Origin of the sequence: Bradyrhizobium sp. CCBAU 11430, assembly GCF_028128855.1 — a bacterium.
GTDB lineage: Bacteria > Pseudomonadota > Alphaproteobacteria > Rhizobiales > Xanthobacteraceae > Bradyrhizobium > Bradyrhizobium ottawaense.
This window is the reverse complement of the sequence record NZ_LBJV01000045.1, coordinates 50,902-66,310: the sequence shown is the minus strand read 5'-3', so window position 1 is coordinate 66,310 and position 15,409 is coordinate 50,902. Positions and strand designations below refer to the sequence as shown.

12 protein-coding genes are annotated in these 15,409 nt (G+C 64.6%); 8 read left to right on the top strand and 4 right to left on the bottom strand.

Annotated features, from left to right (window positions below; all coding sequences use genetic code 11):
• Together XI04_RS12155 and XI04_RS12150 are read left to right on the top strand one after the other, a co-directional pair.
• The coding region (locus XI04_RS12155; RefSeq protein WP_271623697.1) for a polysaccharide deacetylase family protein at positions 1 to 820 on the top strand (820 nt) is incomplete at its 5' end.
• 7 nt (positions 821 to 827) lie between these two features.
• Positions 828 to 1,379: a dihydrofolate reductase gene (locus XI04_RS12150; RefSeq protein ID WP_028144967.1), complete on the top strand. Its 552-nt coding sequence runs from the start codon at positions 828 to 830 to the stop codon at positions 1,377 to 1,379.
• Between the two features lie 4 nt (positions 1,380 to 1,383).
• Here the strand turns inward: XI04_RS12150 and XI04_RS12145 are convergent, their stop codons facing one another.
• Positions 1,384 to 1,836: a DoxX family protein gene (locus XI04_RS12145; protein WP_028144968.1), complete on the bottom strand. Its 453-nt coding sequence runs from the start codon at positions 1,834 to 1,836 to the stop codon at positions 1,384 to 1,386.
• Between the two features lie 298 nt (positions 1,837 to 2,134).
• Positions 2,135 to 4,441, bottom strand: coding sequence for an NADP-dependent malic enzyme (locus XI04_RS12140; RefSeq protein ID WP_028144969.1), 2,307 nt, complete (start codon positions 4,439 to 4,441; stop codon positions 2,135 to 2,137).
• Positions 4,442 to 4,689: 248 nt separating this feature from the next.
• Here XI04_RS12140 and XI04_RS12135 point away from each other — a divergent pair, with 248 nt between their 5' ends.
• Positions 4,690 to 6,660: a hypothetical protein gene (locus XI04_RS12135; RefSeq protein WP_038946555.1), complete on the top strand. Its 1,971-nt coding sequence runs from the start codon at positions 4,690 to 4,692 to the stop codon at positions 6,658 to 6,660.
• A 132-nt stretch (positions 6,661 to 6,792) separates the two neighbouring features.
• Here XI04_RS12135 and aspS read toward each other — a convergent pair whose 3' ends face one another.
• Positions 6,793 to 8,565: an aspartate--tRNA ligase gene (gene aspS, locus XI04_RS12130; protein ID WP_028144971.1), complete on the bottom strand. Its 1,773-nt coding sequence runs from the start codon at positions 8,563 to 8,565 to the stop codon at positions 6,793 to 6,795.
• A gap of 197 nt (positions 8,566 to 8,762) precedes the next feature.
• On the opposite strand from aspS, the gene XI04_RS12125 reads away from it, so the two are divergent.
• Complete coding sequence (locus XI04_RS12125; RefSeq protein ID WP_038946553.1) at positions 8,763 to 10,235, top strand: protein adenylyltransferase SelO; 1,473 nt, start codon at positions 8,763 to 8,765, stop codon at positions 10,233 to 10,235.
• 118 nt (positions 10,236 to 10,353) lie between these two features.
• Here the strand turns inward: XI04_RS12125 and XI04_RS12120 are convergent, their stop codons facing one another.
• Positions 10,354 to 10,878, bottom strand: a complete 525-nt coding sequence (locus tag XI04_RS12120) for an REP-associated tyrosine transposase (protein WP_271608748.1) — start codon at positions 10,876 to 10,878, stop codon at positions 10,354 to 10,356.
• A gap of 191 nt (positions 10,879 to 11,069) precedes the next feature.
• On the opposite strand from XI04_RS12120, the gene XI04_RS12115 reads away from it, so the two are divergent.
• Genes XI04_RS12115 through XI04_RS12100 form a run of 4 tightly spaced genes read left to right on the top strand, consistent with a single transcriptional unit; the run spans position 11,070 to position 15,082 of the window.
• Positions 11,070 to 11,918 carry a phosphodiesterase gene (locus XI04_RS12115; RefSeq protein ID WP_271608749.1) on the top strand — a complete coding sequence of 283 codons (849 nt, stop codon included), beginning with the start codon at positions 11,070 to 11,072 and terminating at the stop codon, positions 11,916 to 11,918.
• A 1-nt stretch (position 11,919) separates the two neighbouring features.
• Entirely contained in the window at positions 11,920 to 12,870 is a 951-nt protein-coding gene (locus tag XI04_RS12110) for a carbohydrate ABC transporter permease (RefSeq protein WP_271608750.1), read from the top strand.
• Entirely contained in the window at positions 12,867 to 13,736 is an 870-nt protein-coding gene (locus tag XI04_RS12105) for a carbohydrate ABC transporter permease (protein WP_271608751.1), read from the top strand. The genes XI04_RS12110 and XI04_RS12105 overlap by 4 nt, the downstream gene beginning before the upstream one ends.
• A gap of 11 nt (positions 13,737 to 13,747) precedes the next feature.
• Positions 13,748 to 15,082, top strand: coding sequence for an ABC transporter substrate-binding protein (locus XI04_RS12100; protein WP_271608752.1), 1,335 nt, complete (start codon positions 13,748 to 13,750; stop codon positions 15,080 to 15,082).
• Positions 15,083 to 15,409: the final 327 nt, after the last annotated feature.

Below are 15,409 nucleotides of genomic sequence, written 5' to 3'. Positions count from 1 at the left end.
GCCCAAGCAGGCGCCGCAGCCGGCCCGCGCGGCCTGCAACACGCCGGGCGCGCTCGGTGTCGCCCGCACCGTCGAGATCGACACCACGGGCGGTCCGGGCTTCGGCTTCGAGCATTTCAAGGAGCTCGACTTCCTGCGCGACAAGGAGGTGGTACTGACCTTCGACGACGGCCCCTGGCCCAAGAACACGCCCGCTGTGCTGAAGGCGCTCGCCGACGAATGCACCACCGGCATCTTCTTCTCGATCGGCAAGCACGCGACCTATGAGCCCGAGATCCTGAAGCAGGTCTACAACGCCGGCCACACCGTTGGCACCCACACCTGGTCGCACGCCAATCTCAACAACAAGAAGCTTAACGAAGCGCAGCGCAAGGAAGAGATCGAGAAGGGCCTGTCCGCGGTGAAGTGGGCGCTCGGCGGCATCTCGCCCTCGCCGTTCTTCCGCTTCCCGGCGCTTCAGCATCCGCCGGAGATGGTCACCTATCTCGGCAACCGCAACACCGCGATCTTCTCCTGCGATATCGACTCTTTCGACTTCAAGGCTTCCAAGCCCGAGAAGGTGGTCGAGACCGTGATGAAGAAGCTCGACACCAAGGGCAAGGGCATCATCCTGATGCACGACTTCCAGAAGCACACGGCGGAGGCCCTGCCCGAGCTGCTCAAGCGCCTGAAGGCGGGTGGCTACAAGGTGGTGGCGATGCGCGCCAAATTCCCGGCCTCGTCGCTGCCCGAATACGACCAGGAGCTGCTCAAGGACGCCAAGCTGCCGACGGTGAGCCAGCGCCCGGTCAATTCCGTGGTGACGACCGTTTCCGAATAGACGGCCATTGTCTTTCCGTATCGAAGGCTACGTCATCGTCTCGGCGGACGGCATGCTCGCCGACGCCGGCCACGTCATGCCCGACAGCCTGAAGTTCGACGGCGACAAGCTGTTCTTCGAGCAGGCGCTCGATCGCGCCGCGCTGATCGTGCACGGCCGCAACTCGCATGAGCAGCAGCCGAATTCGCCGAAGCGCAAGCGGCTGATCCTGACCCGCAAGATCAAGGCGCTCTCCGTCGATCCGGAGATGCCGAACGCAACGCTGTGGAATCCGAAACAGGCGAGCTTCGAGGAGGCCTGCGCCTTTGCCGATGTCGCCTCCGGCATGGTCGCCATCATCGGCGGCCCCGCCGTGTTCGAGATGTTCATGGGCCGCTACGATACCTTCTGGCTGTCGGAAGCCCCGCATGTGCGCCTGCCCGGCGGCGAAGGCTGCTTCGTCGGCGTGCCCCAGCGGAGCCCGCATGAGGTGCTGGCGTCGCACGGCCTGAAGCCGGGCACGCCGTATCTGCTCGACGCGGCGCATGAGGTGACTGTGACACCCTGGCGCCGAACGTAGGCCGTCAGACGTCCCCGTACGCCGCCTCGGCCGGACGCGTGGTGCGGCCGTATCCCATGATCATGAACAAGGCGCCGATGATCGAAAGGTTCTTCAGCGCGTCGACCACCATCTTCGCGTTGTCGGGCGGCGCCTGGTTCCAAAAATCGTCGAACAGCACGGTCGCGACCGCGACATAGACGATCAGCAGCATCGCGAAGAACCGCGCGCCGAAATTCAGCGCGATCATCAGCCCCGCGATGATCTCGAGCGCGCCGACCGCGATCGCCAGCAGTTGCGGCGTGGTCATGGCGGTGGCCGTCTCCACCTGCTTGGCGTAAGGGGCGACGATGTCGGGCACCACGACCTTGGTGGCGATGAAGTCGGCCGTCGCCTGGATGGCAAAGAGCTTGGTCGCGCCCGTGTAGATGAACAGCACGGCGAACAGGATTCGCCCGAAAGTCACGAACGCTGGCATGATCGGCCTCTTGGCAAAGCGCTAAGCACGGAACGCGCAAGGATTATGAAGAGTTGCGCGCCGCTTTACAAACGGGGAAATGGAGAACTGAAAGTAATTCAACGTTGGCGAGGCGGACGGTGTAGTGGCGCTCGCTACCGGAGTCGAACTACCGGGACGAATTCGACCACCACTCTCTCTCTGCGTCATGGCCGGACTTGTCCCGGCCATCCACGGCCTGTCCCGCGGCACGAAGATCGTGGATGCCCGGGACAAGCCCGGGCATGACGAGTTCGGAGAATCTTACTTGAACGGTCCCTTACGTAAACAGCGTCGGCTGCCGGGCCGCGCGCTCCTGCGCTTCGACCACGGCGACGGCCGTCATGTTGAGGATGCCGCGTGCCGTCACCGACGGCGTCAGGATATGCGCCGGGCGCGCCGGGCCGATCAGGATCGGGCCGACGGGGAGCGCGTCCGCCAGCGACTTGATCATCTGATAGGCGACGTTGGCGGTGTCCAGCGTCGGCATGATCAGGATGTTGGCCTCGCCCTCGAGATTGGAATGCGGCAGCACCATTTTTCGCGCGGCAGCGGAGAGCGCAGTATCGCCCTGCATCTCGCCGTCGGCCTCGATCTCCGGATGCTTTTCCTTGAGCAGCTGGGTCGCGCGGCGCATCTTGCGCGAGGAATCGGTGTCGTAGCTGCCGAAATCCGAGTGCGAGACGAAGGCGATCTTCGGCTTGATGTTGAAGCGCTGAACGTGGACCGCGGCGAGCGAAGCGATCTCGGCGAGTTCCTCCGCGCTCGGATTGGGGCGAACTTGCGTGTCGGCGATGAAGAAGGCGCCCTTGCTGGTGATCAGCAGTGCCAGCGCCGCGTAGTCGCTGATGCCCGGGCAAAAACCAACGATCTCGCGGACATGGCGAAGATGGCTCATGTATCGGCCCTCGACGCCGCAGAGCATCGCATCCGCCTCCCCGCGCGTCACCGCGAGCGCAGCGATGACCGTGTTGTTGGTACGCACCACCGTGCGCGCCGCATCCGGCGTCACGCCCCTGCGGCCGGCGACCTCGACATAGGACTGCACGTAGGAACGGTAGCGCGGATCGTCCTCGGGATTGACGAGGTCGAAATCCTTGCCGGCGCGGATGGAGAGGCCGAAGCGCTGGATGCGCGCTTCCACGACCGAAGGACGGCCGACCAGGATCGGCCGCGCCAGGTTCTCCTCAAGCACCACTTGCGTGGCGCGCAGCACGCGCTCGTCCTCGCCTTCGGCGTAGATCACGCGCACCGGCTGGGTCTTGGCCTTGGCGAACATCGGCTTCATGACGAGGCCGGAGCGGAAGGCGAAGCGCTCGAGCAGCGCGGTGTACTCGTCGAAATTGGTGATGGGCCGCGTCGCCACCCCCGACTCCATCGCCGCCTTCGCCACCGCCGGCGCGATGCGCAAAATCAACCTGGGATCAAACGGGCTCGGGATCAGCGAGCCCGGGCCAAAACCCTGCGTCTCGCCAGTGTCGAAACCCTGGGCGACCGCATCCGACGGCGCCTCGCGCGCGAGCTGCGCGATGGCCTCGACGGCGGCGTGCTTCATCTCCTCGTTGATGGCGCTGGCGCCGACATCGAGCGCGCCGCGGAAGATGAAGGGAAAGCAGAGGACGTTGTTGACCTGGTTCGGATAGTCGGAGCGGCCGGTGCAGATCATGGCGTCAGGGCGCACCTTGCGCGCCTCCTCCGGCATGATCTCCGGGGTCGGGTTGGCGAGCGCCATGATCAGCGGCTTGTCGGCCATCGCCTTGGCCATCTCCGGCTTGAGCACGCCGGGCGCCGAGAGACCGATGAAGATGTCGGCACCGCCGATGACGTCGCCGAGCGTCCGCTTGTCAGTCTTCTGCGCATAGACCGCCTTCCAGCGGTCCATCGTGGTGTTGCGGCCCTCATGCACGAGGCCGTCGATGTCGCAGACCCAGATGTTCTTGCGCTGCGCGCCCATCGACACCAGAAGATTGAGCGTCGCGATCGCCGCGGCCCCTGCCCCGGACGCCACGATCTTGACGTCGGAGAGTTTCTTGCCGTTCAGCCTGAGGCCGTTGGTGATGGCGGCGGCGACGATGATGGCGGTGCCGTGCTGATCGTCATGGAAGACCGGGATCTTCATGCGCTCCTTGAGCTGCGCCTCGATCTCGAAGCATTCCGGTCCGCGGATGTCTTCCAGATTGATGCCGCCGAAGGTCGGTTCGAGCGCCGCCACAGTCTCGACCACGCGATCGATGGTGTCGGCGGCGATCTCGATGTCGAACACGTCGATGCCGGCGAATTTCTTGAACAGGACGGCCTTGCCCTCCATCACCGGCTTGGATGCCAGCGGGCCGATATTGCCGAGGCCGAGCACGGCGGTACCGTTGGAGACCACGGCGACCAGATTGGCGCGGGTAGTCAGCGTGGCGGCTTCCGCCGGGTTCTTGGCGATCTCGGTGCAGGCCGCGGCGACGCCCGGCGAATAGGCCAGCGCGAGGTCGCGCTGGTTGGCAAGCGGCTTGCTTGCCTGGATCTCGAGCTTTCCAGGGCGCGGCAGACGATGGTAGGCGAGCGCCGCCTGGTGGAGATCATCAGAATAGGACGACATGCGGTGTCTCGCCTCGCGTTACCGGCCTCAAAAATGCACGATCCGAAAGCGGCTGTCCAAGCGGACCGTATTTCCGGGTCATGGAAACGGGATGAAGCACGCCGGGCGCCCCGGTGGCAACATCCGATTGCGCGCCCATCAACAGGGCGCGCGGTCAAATATTTGAAAACCATAGCTTTCCCTGGACCACGCGGCGTTTCGCGAATATGGCAGGTTGCGCGGTGCAAAACGAGCAACTGGAGCTGGGAATGAAGCGAATCCTGATCGGCCTGATCGTGGCAGCCGTACTCGGCGCGGGCGGATGGTTCGGCTTCAACCTCTATGTCCAGCATCGGGCGACGAGCGAGGTCGAGGCAGCCTTCGAGCAGTTACGCGCAGGCGGCGGCAAGGCGAGCCATGGCAAGATCGGGTTCGAACTTGGGACGCGCACGCTGACGATCGAGGATATCACGATCGCTCCCGGCGAGCAGCCGCAGGCGCAGATCAAGATTGCCGGCATCAAGGGCGCCGGCGTTCGCCTGATCGACGATAACAGCTTCTCGGCCGACAGCATCGACGTCACGGGTTTCGAAGTCGCGCTGGACCAGGTCGGCGCCGCGAAGCTGAAGGCGTCCTACAAGATTCCGCAACTCACCTTGCGTGACTATGCCGGCCCCGTTCACGCCGGCAATGCGCCGACGGGCGGATCCCTGATCGAGCTTTACCGTTATGTACTCGATCAGTACGCCAGCATCACGGCATCGTCAGTCACGGCTCCGACGCTGACGATGACCTTCGATGCGAGCGGCAGCGCCGCCGGCAGCGGCGAGGTCGCCTATTCCGGGCTGGCAATCCAGAATCTCAAGCGCGGCAAGATCGATGCAATGAAAGCGGACCGCGCCGTCTTCACCATCGACGTGCCGCAACCGGGCAAGCAGGACAAGCTGACCGGCGACCTCTCCAACGTCGTCGTCAACGATTTCGACGCGACCGCGATCGCCGCGGCGCTCGATCCGCAGAAGACCGGCGACGACAGCTATCATCGCGTCTACCGCCAGATCTCGGCCGGCCCCTATGTGCTCAAATCGACCCAGGGCATTCGGATGGACATCGACGGTATCACCTTCGAGGACATCGCGGTGCAACCGTCAAAATTCCGGCCGGCCGAAATCATTGCGCTATTGCCGACGGACCGGTCGGTGGTCCCGACCGTCGCACAATCGCGCGAGATGATGGAGAAGCTCGCCGGGTTCTATGATGGATTTCGCATCGGCAAGATCGAGGTCGGCAAGTCATCCATGGGCACGCCGCAAGGGATGGCCAGGATCAATGCCGTCAGATACCGGGAGGGTGAGTTCGCGGTCGAGGGCGTCGATACGCCCTCGCCGCAAGGGCAGTTCAAGATGGAGCGGTTCGCGCTGAAATCGTTCAGCGCGGCAAACCTGATGCGCTGGGCGGCGGGGCTCAGCAGCCACGGGCAGCCGCCCTCGCCCGATCAGATGCTCGGCCTGTTCCGCGTGCTCGAAGGCGCGGAGATCAAGGGCGTGGTGGCGCCCTACAAGAATACGCGGCAGTTCGTCACCATCGACACGATCAGCCTGAACTGGGGCCAGCTGGTCGGATCGATTCCGAGCAAGGCCAATCTGGTCGTGAGGATGGTCGCGCCGGCAGATCCCGCCAATCCGGCGCAACGGCCGCTGATCATGGCAGGCGTGGACAAGCTCGCGATCGACCTCGATCTCGGTGCGGCCTGGACGGAATCGTCCGGCGCATTCGCGCTCGCGCCGGCCACGCTCGATCTCGGCAACCTTGCCAAGGCGCAGGCCCGCTTTGGGCTTGCCAACGTCCCGCGCAGCCTGTTCACGACCGACCCGGTGCAGGCGATGGGCCAGGCGGCGCAGGTCGAGACCGGCACGTTCGAGCTCTCACTGCGCGACAGCGGCGTGGTCGATCTCGTCGTGGCGCAGTTCGCGCGCATGCAGGACGTCAGCCGCGACGCCGCACGCGGCGCCATCGTCGCGATGATCAGGGCGCAGGGTGAGAAGATCACAGGGGCCAATGGCGACGTGAAAATGGCGGTCGATGCGCTCGCCGGTTTCGTGGAGACGTCAGGGCAGACGCTGACCGTCAAGCTAACGCCCCGCGCCAAGGTGCCGCTGATGCAATTGATGCAGCTGTCGCAAAGCGACCCCGAGGGCGCACTGGCGCAGTTCAGGATCGAGGCGTCGACGGGATTGTAGCTCTCGTGTCCCGGACGCGCCTCGGCACGCAGTGACGCTGCGCGTCCGGGAGAAAGCCTGCTGTGCCGAAATGTGGGCCCCGGCTCAGCAGCGCATCACTGCGTGCTGCGCTGCGTCCGGGGCACGCACCACTCACTTCTGCGGCAGGTTCACCCGCACATGCAGCTCGCGAAGCTGTTTTGTGGTCGCATCCGACGGCGCGCCCATCAGCAAATCCATCGCCTGCTGGTTCATCGGGAACAGCGAGATCTCGCGCAAATTCGTGGTGCCGCACAGCAGCATCACGATGCGGTCGACGCCCGCGGCCATACCGCCATGCGGCGGGGCGCCGTACTGGAAGGCGCGGTACATGCCGCCGAAGCGGTCGACCACTTCCTGCTCGCCGTAACCTGCGATCTCGAACGCCTTCACCATCGCCTCCGGCACATGGTTACGGATGCCGCCCGAGGCGATCTCGTAGCCGTTGCAGGTGATGTCGTACTGGAACGCCTTGATGGTGAGCGGGTCCTGGCCCTGCAGCGCGTCGAGGCCGCCCTGCGGCATCGAGAACGGGTTGTGCGAGAAGTCGACCTTCTTGTCATCCTCGTTGTACTCGTACATCGGGAAGTCGACGATCCAGGCGAGCTCGAACCGCTCCTTGTCGGTGAGGTTCAATTCCTCGCCGACCTTGTTGCGGGCGAGCCCTGAAAACTTCCAGAACTTGTCGGGATCGCCGGCGACGAAGAAGGCGGCATCGCCTTCCTTCACGCCGATCTGTGCGCGGATCGCAGCGGTGCGCTCAGGCCCGATGTTGTTCGCAAGGGGACCTGCACCCTCGCCGCCCTCGCGCCACATGATGTAGCCGAGGCCAGGCTGGCCCTCGCCCTGCGCCCACGAGTTCATGCGGTCGCAGAAGGCGCGGCTGCCGCCGCCCGGTGCGGGGATCGCCCAGACCTGGTTCTTGGGGTCTTCGAGCATGCGCGCGAAGACCTTGAAGCCGGAGCCGCGGAAGTGCTCGGAGACGTCCTGCATCTCGATGGGGTTGCGCAAATCCGGCTTGTCGCTGCCGTATTTGCGCAAGGCCTCGGCGAACGGAATCCGGCGCCAGTTCTTGCTCACCGGCTTGCCCTTGGCGAACTCCTCGAACACGCCGGTGATCACGGGCTCCATTGCCGCGAACACGTCTTCCTGAGTCACAAAGCTCATCTCGACGTCGAGCTGGTAGAACTCGCCCGGCAGGCGGTCGGCACGCGGGTCCTCGTCGCGGAAGCAGGGCGCGATCTGGAAATAGCGGTCGAAGCCCGACATCATCAGCAACTGCTTGTACTGCTGCGGCGCCTGCGGCAACGCATAGAACTTGCCGGGATGGATGCGCGAGGGCACCAGGAAGTCGCGTGCGCCTTCCGGCGAGGACGCGGTCAGGATCGGCGTGTTGAACTCGAAGAAGCCCTGCCCCTCCATGCGCCTGCGCATCGACTTGATGATCTCGACGCGCGTCATGATGTTCTGGTGCAGCTTCTCCCGGCGCAAATCGAGGAAGCGGTACTTCAGGCGGATGTCTTCAGGATATTCCTGGTCGCCGAACACCGGCAGCGGCAGATCGCCGGCCGGACCCAGCACCTCGATCTCGGTGACGTAGATCTCGATCTTGCCGGTCGGCAGATCGTCATTGTCGGTGCCCTCGGGGCGGCGGCGGGCCTTGCCGTCCATCCGCACCACGAATTCCGAGCGCAGCTTCTCGGCCAGCGAGAACGCCGGCGAGTCCGGATCGACCACGCACTGGGTCAGGCCGTAATGGTCGCGCAGGTCGATGAACAGCACGCCGCCATGGTCGCGAACGCGATGGACCCAGCCTGACAGGCGGACCGTCTCGCCGATGTTGCTCTCGCGGAGCGCGCCGCATGTATGTGACCGGTAGCGATGCATGGTCGTCCCAAAAATGATGTCGGAGGAAGCGAATCGGACGGCCTGTCATGGCCGGTCCGAGATTGCGGCAGGGTTTACCCGACGAGACCCGAGGCGGCAACCAAGGGAACGGGCTGTTTTGGGCTCGGAAGGCCCATTTTGGGCCGATCTGACGTCAAGCCTTTGCCATCAGGCGTTCCCCGCCTATCTTTACCTCCATGACCGTTCATTTCCCCTTCCAGAACTCCTATTCGGCGCTGCCGGACAGCTTCTTTGCCCGCGTCGCGCCGACCCCGGTCGCCGCCCCCCGGCTGATCAAGCTGAACCGCCCGCTGGCGGTCCAGCTCGGGCTCGATCCTGACCTGCTGGAGACCCCGGAGGGCGCGGCGATCCTGGCCGGCAAAACGGTTCCCGCCGGCGCCGATCCCATCGCCATGGCCTATGCCGGACATCAGTTCGGGCAGTTCGTGCCGCAGCTCGGCGACGGCCGCGCCATCCTGCTCGGCGAGGTCATCGACAGCGACGGCATCCGCCGCGACATCCAGCTCAAGGGCTCGGGCCCCACCCCGTTCTCCCGCCGCGGCGACGGCCGCGCCGCGCTCGGACCTGTGCTGCGCGAATACATCGTCAGTGAAGCCATGTATGCGCTGGGCATCCCGACCACCCGCTCGCTCGCCGCCGTCGTCACCGGCGAGCACGTCATCCGCGAGACCGCGCTGCCCGGCGCGGTGCTGACGCGTGTTGCTTCCAGCCATATCCGCGTCGGCACCTTCCAGTTCTTCGCCGTGCGCCGTGACACCGATGCGATCCGCCGGCTCGCCGACCACGTCGTCGCCAGGCACTACCCGGAACTAGTCGGCGCCGAGCGGCCCTATCATGCGCTGCTCGCCGGCGTCGTCGCGCGCCAGGCCGATCTCGTCGCGCGCTGGCTGCTGGTCGGCTTCATCCACGGCGTCATGAATACCGACAACAGCTCCATCTCCGGCGAGACCATCGATTACGGACCCTGCGCCTTCATGGACGCCTACAACCCTTCGCAGGTGTTCTCCTCGATCGACGAGATGGGCCGCTACGCCTATGCCAACCAGCCGCGTATCGCGCTGTGGAATCTGACGCGCCTCGCCGAATGCCTGCTGCCGCTGTTCTCCGACGAGCAGGAGAAGGCGGTCGCGGAGGCCCAGGACATCCTCGGCGCGTTCTCAGACCAGTTCAGCGCGGCTTATCAAGCCGGCCTGCGCAAAAAGGTCGGCCTGTTCACGGAGCGCGACGGCGACGAGGCGCTGATCCAGGACCTGCTCGACGCCATGGCCAAGAACCAGGCCGACTTCACCCTCACCTTCCGCAAGCTCGGCGACGCCGCCGTCGATGACACTGCGGATGCGCGCGCGCAGTTCATGCAGCCCGCGGCCTTCGACGAGTGGGCCGGCCGCTGGCGCGCACGCATCGCGCTGGAGCCGCAGAGCGCGGCCGAGCGGCAGGCGGCCATGCACGCCGTCAATCCCATGTTCATCCCGCGCAACCACCGCGTCGAGGCCGTGATCCAGGCCGCCGTCAACGACGACAATTACGCGCCATTCGAGGAATTAGTGAAGGTGCTGGCGAAACCGTTCGACGACCAGCCGGATTACGCCGCCTATGCCGATCCACCGCTGCCGGACCAGCGGGTGTTGCAGACGTTCTGCGGGACCTAACCAAACATTCAACGCGTAGGGTGGATTAGCCGAAGGCGTAATCCACCACTTCCTTCGACGGCGGAGGCAAAGAGGTGGATTACGCTTCGCTCATCCACCCTACAGATTGGCGCGGCTATCACGTCCGCTCTCCGAACTCGCCGATGAACTGAGTGTCTCCGCCCCAATCCTCCGGAAGCACGAACATCGCGGTGAATGACGAATACGGCCAGTCGCAGACTCGCGACACATGCCCGTGCTTGACGGGATTGTAATAACAATACTCGACGTGGCGGGCGTAGTCGGCCTCGTCCCGGATCAGGTGCTCCCAGAACCGTCGCTGCCATATGCCGCGTTCATTCCGTGAGAAACGGACAGCGCTCAGCCGCTCGGTCACCGGGAGTGCTTTGGCGAAACGAGAGTTGATCAAGCGCCAGCGCACCGAAAAATCGGCGTCGCCCGACGGCAGCTTCCAGATTGCGCGGAGATGGTCCGGCAGAACCACGAAAGCATCGATTGCGAAGGGGTGGCTCTGTCGCGTTGCGGCGACCGTGTCTCGTAGGCTCTCAATCTGGTCGGTCAAAAGAGCTTTCCGCCGATCGAGCAGGTTCACGGTAAAGAACCAGCATCCTCCCGGGACGAATGCGCGGCGGTAGTCGGACATCGCCCACCGATAGCACAACTTGAAGTTGGCTCACTGTGGTGGATTACGCCTTCGGCTAATCCACCCTACGAAGCGTAGCACTGTGGACGCAGGAACCGCTGTCATCAAACTGAAACACACGCCCTCTAACCGCCTGTCAGGGTCGTCTTGCCGGAAGCGCCCATCCTCCAACCGTCCCGACAAAGCGCGCCATGCCCTTCAAATTCATCCACATCACCGACACGCATCTGGCGAACCCCGGCTTGAAGCTCTACGGCCTCGACCCGCGCGCCCGGCTGGACGCTGCGATTGCCGACATCAACAAGCATCAGTCCGACGCGGCGTTCGCGGTCGTGACCGGCGACCTCACGCATTGGGGCGAGCCGGAGTCCTACGCCAATTTCGCCGACGCGATGGCCGCGCTGAAGATTCCGTACATCGCGATGGTCGGCAATCACGACAAGCGCGTGACCTGCCTCGACGCGCTCAAGGCCGCGCCGCGCGATTCAAACGGCTTCGTGCAGGGCACGCGCACCACCGAGCACGGCCTGTTCGTCTTCCTCGACACGCTGGACGAGACCAGCCACGCCGGCGAGATGTGCGCCAAGCGCTTCGACTGGCTCGCGAAGACGCTCGCGGCTGCGCCTGCCGACCAGCCGTTCGTCGTGTTCATGCATCACCCGCCCTTCCCGATCGGCGTCCATGCGATGGACGAGATCGGGCTGAAGCAGAGCGCTGAGTTCGCCGAGGTGATCGCGCCCTATCGCGCCCGCATCCGCCATCTGTTCTTCGGCCATGTACACCGTCCCATCTTCGGCAGCTACGGCAAGATCCCGTTCTCGACCTTGCGCGGCACCAACCACCAGGTCTGGTTCGAGCTCGACGCGAACGCGCCGCATCTGGCCAGCCACGAGCCGCCGGCCTATGGCGTCGTGCTGATCGACGACGAGAATCTCGTCGTGCACAGCCACGACTTCCTCGACGAAAGTCTGCGCTTCCCGTTCGAACCACCCGTGGGAACGGACGGCCGCGACTATGCGCTCAATTTCCCGGCGCGGTGAGATGAGCCTCGCCGAACCCGCGGCTCTTCCGGTCGCGACCTCGGCGGCGCCGCGCCTGGACGTCCTGAAGCGCCTCGGCATGCGCTTCAAAGCTTCGCTGCCCGCCTATCTCCTGTTGCTGCCCTCGCTGGTCTTCCTCGCGCTGTTCACCTATGGCGCGATGGGCCGCGTGCTCGTCGATGCGCTCTACCAGCGCGCCACGCCGAAGGCGCCGGTCCGCTTCGTCGGTCTCGACAACGTCGCAGCGGTGCTGGCCGACCCCGCTTTCTCCGGCGCGGTCGTCAACAATCTCGTCTATGCCGTGGGCACCGCGGTCCCCAGCATCGGCCTCGCGCTCTTGTTCGCGCTGGCGCTGTCGCGCACCAACGCCGTGAGCAGCGCGCTGCGCGCGGCGCTGTTCCTGCCGGTGCTGATCCCCATGGTCGCGGCCTCCGCGCTGTTCATGTTCATCTTCCTGCCCAATGTCGGCCTGCTCGACTACTACATTGGCCGCTTGCTTCCGGTGCTGCCGAACTGGCTCGGCGACCCCGATATCGCGCTTTACGCGATCATGGTCATCACGATCTGGAAGAACGCGGGCTATTACATGCTGTTCTTCCTCGCCGGCCTCCAGGCCGTGCCCGAGGACGTCATGGAGGCCGCACATCTCGACGGCGCCGGGCCTTACATGCGCCTGCGCCACATCATCCTGCCGGAGCTCAAGCCTACCTTCCTGTTCGTCATCGTGATCGCCACGCTCAACGCGGTGACGCAGGTCGACCACGTCTTCGTCATGACCCAGGGCGGACCGTCGAACTCGACCAACCTCGTGCTGTTCTACATCTACCAGCAGGCGGTCGAGCATTACGACGTCGGCAAGGCCTCGGCCGCGACGCTGCTGACTCTCGCCGCACTGATGGGCCTCACCGCGCTCTCCTTCCGCACCATGGCCAACCGCGAGGGCGGGCCATGAAGCCGTTCGACCGCCTGTTCAGGGACGCCCCGCTCGCCACAAGGGGCGAGATCACGCCCAAGCTCGGCTTCCTGCTGACCGTGCTGCTCGCGATCGTCTGGCTCATCCCGTTCCTGTGGATGGTCGTGGCGACGCTGCGCCCGGCCTCCGACGGCATCAACGCCATGGCCGAGTTGATGCCGAGCCTGAAGCCGACGCTCGACAATGTCAGGGATGCCTGGGAGATCGGCGATTTCCCGCGCTACACGCTCAACACCACGATCATCTGCGCCGGCATTCTGCTGGTGCAGTTCGCCACGATCACGCTGGCGGGCTTTGCCTTTGCGCGCCTCGCCTTCGTCGGCAAGACGCTGATCTTCTATCTGTTCCTGATGCAGCTGATGCTGGTGCCGGTGCTGCTGATCGTACCGAACCTGTCGCTGGTGGCGCAGCTCGGCCTCTACGACACGCTCACCGGCGTGATGATGCCGTTCTTCGCCTCCGCCTTTGGCACCTTCCTGATGCGGCAGGCGTTCGAAGCCATTCCGACCGAGCTGGAAGACGCCGCCCTGATCGACGGCGCCAGCCTGTTCCAGCGCATTCGCCACATCTACGTGCCGCTGTCGGTGCCGAGCTTCTCGGCCTTCGCCATCATCTCCGTGACCAGCCACTGGAACGACTTCCTGTGGCCGCTGATGGTGATCAACTCGCCGGACAAGCGGCCGCTCACGGTCGGGCTCTCGGTCTTCACCAAGACCGCGGAGGGCACGCAAGCGTGGGGCACCATCGCCGCCGGCACGCTGATGGTGATCGCGCCGCTGCTCATCACCTTCCTGATCTTCCAGAAGCGCTTCATCAGCTCTTTCGTCACCTCAGGCATCAAATAGGAGATTCTTCGATGCTGTTTTCCCGCAGGCTCATGCTGGGCCTCGCCATCGCAGGTACCATGGCAGGCGCCCTCGCCTTTCCGGCTCTCGCCGGCGAAGGTCCGACCGAGATCGATTTGTTCTTCCCCGTCCCCGTCGACGGCAAGCTCGCCCGCGACATGGGCACCTTGATCAAGGAGTTCAACGAGACCCATCCGGACGTCAAGGCAACCGCGGTCTACACCGGCTCCTATGACGACACGCTGATCAAGACGCGCGCCGCGATCAAGGCCGGCAAGCCGCCGTCCGCCGTGATCATGTCGGCCAACTTCCTGCTCGACATGCAGATCGAGAACGAGCTCACCGATCTCGATGCCCTGATCAAGGCCGACGGCACCACCAAGGAGCAGTTCCTCGGCCAGTTCTTCCCCGCGCTGCAGGGCAACGCGGTGATCAACCGCTCGGTCTACGGCGTGCCGTTCCACAATTCGACGCCGCTGCTCTACATCAACGCCGACAAGGCCAAGGAAGCCGGCCTCGATCCGAGCAAGCCGCCGCAGACCTGGGCCGAGCTCACCGACTGGGCCAAGAAGCTCACCAAGCGCGAGGGCGACAAGGTGCCCCAGTGGGGCGTCGCGATCCCCTGCGCCTACGACTATTGCGGCTGGATGATGGAAACGCTCACCATGAGCAATGGCGGGCGCTACTACAACGAGGAGTTCGGCGGCGAGGTCTATTACGACACGCCCTCGATGCTGGGCGCACTGACCTGGTGGAACGACCTTGTCACCAAGCACAAGGTCCATGCGCCCGGCGCCACGCCCGGCCCTGCCGTCAGCACCTCCTTCATCTCAGGCAATGCTGCGATGATGATGCTGTCGACGGGCTCGCTCACTTACGTGCGCGACAACGCCAAGTTCAACTACAAGGTCGCCTTCATCCCGCGCAACGTCCGCAACGCCGTGCCGATCGGCGGCGCCTCGCTGATCGTTCCGGCCGGGCTCGAGGCCGACAAGCAGAAGGCCGCCTGGACGCTGATCAAGTGGATGACCTCGCCCGAGAAGAGCGGCTGGTGGAGCCGCGCCACCGGTTATTTCGCGCCCAACATGGCCGCCTACAAGACGCCTGAGATGGTCGACTTCCTGAGCAAGAACCCGGACGCCAAGACCGCCGTCGAGCAGCTCGATGTCGCAAAGCCCTGGTTTGCGACCTACAAGACCGTCCCGGTGCGCAAGACGCTGGAGGACGAGGTGATGCTGGTCCTCAACGGCAAGAAGCAGCCGAAGGAGGCCCTCGCCGCCGCCCAGAAGGCCGCGGATGAGACGCTGAAGCCGTACAATGCGGAGACGTCGCTGAAGCTGCCGTAAGGATCGCTGCATCGCCAACGACCATCGGCGCTCCGTCATGCGGGGCGCCGATTTCGTTTTAGGCGGTCGCCCGTATTAACCCCCCGTCCACCATCCGGCGGCCCGCACCGCCGGTAACCATCGCAATTAACAGACCCTCAACGCACCCCCGACAAATCTATCAATGTTTCTGGAGATTTCGCCGTGGATCTGTTGGTTTTCGAGTTCCTGGGATTGGCATTGGTCGCCATGTGCGTGGTCGTGGTGGCGTTGCCCTGTGCCCGCAAATCCTCGCACCGGGTCCGCTACGAATAGGATTTTCGTCGGAAAAAGCGATTCCGACCCAAA

Excerpts from the sequence above, each read along its gene's own strand:
- XI04_RS12120 (WP_271608748.1), bottom strand. The coding sequence starts at position 10,878 with ATGTCCGACTACCGCCGCGCATTCGTCCCGGGAGGATGCTGGTTCTTT.
- aspS (WP_028144971.1), bottom strand. The coding sequence starts at position 8,565 with ATGCATCGCTACCGGTCACATACATGCGGCGCGCTCCGCGAGAGCAAC.
- XI04_RS12110 (WP_271608750.1), top strand. The coding sequence starts at position 11,920 with ATGAGCCTCGCCGAACCCGCGGCTCTTCCGGTCGCGACCTCGGCGGCG.
- XI04_RS12145 (WP_028144968.1), bottom strand. The coding sequence starts at position 1,836 with ATGCCAGCGTTCGTGACTTTCGGGCGAATCCTGTTCGCCGTGCTGTTC.
- XI04_RS12115 (WP_271608749.1), top strand. The coding sequence starts at position 11,070 with ATGCCCTTCAAATTCATCCACATCACCGACACGCATCTGGCGAACCCC.
- XI04_RS12105 (WP_271608751.1), top strand. The coding sequence starts at position 12,867 with ATGAAGCCGTTCGACCGCCTGTTCAGGGACGCCCCGCTCGCCACAAGG.
- XI04_RS12140 (WP_028144969.1), bottom strand. The coding sequence starts at position 4,441 with ATGTCGTCCTATTCTGATGATCTCCACCAGGCGGCGCTCGCCTACCAT.
- XI04_RS12100 (WP_271608752.1), top strand. The coding sequence starts at position 13,748 with ATGCTGTTTTCCCGCAGGCTCATGCTGGGCCTCGCCATCGCAGGTACC.
- XI04_RS12135 (WP_038946555.1), top strand. The coding sequence starts at position 4,690 with ATGAAGCGAATCCTGATCGGCCTGATCGTGGCAGCCGTACTCGGCGCG.
- XI04_RS12125 (WP_038946553.1), top strand. The coding sequence starts at position 8,763 with ATGACCGTTCATTTCCCCTTCCAGAACTCCTATTCGGCGCTGCCGGAC.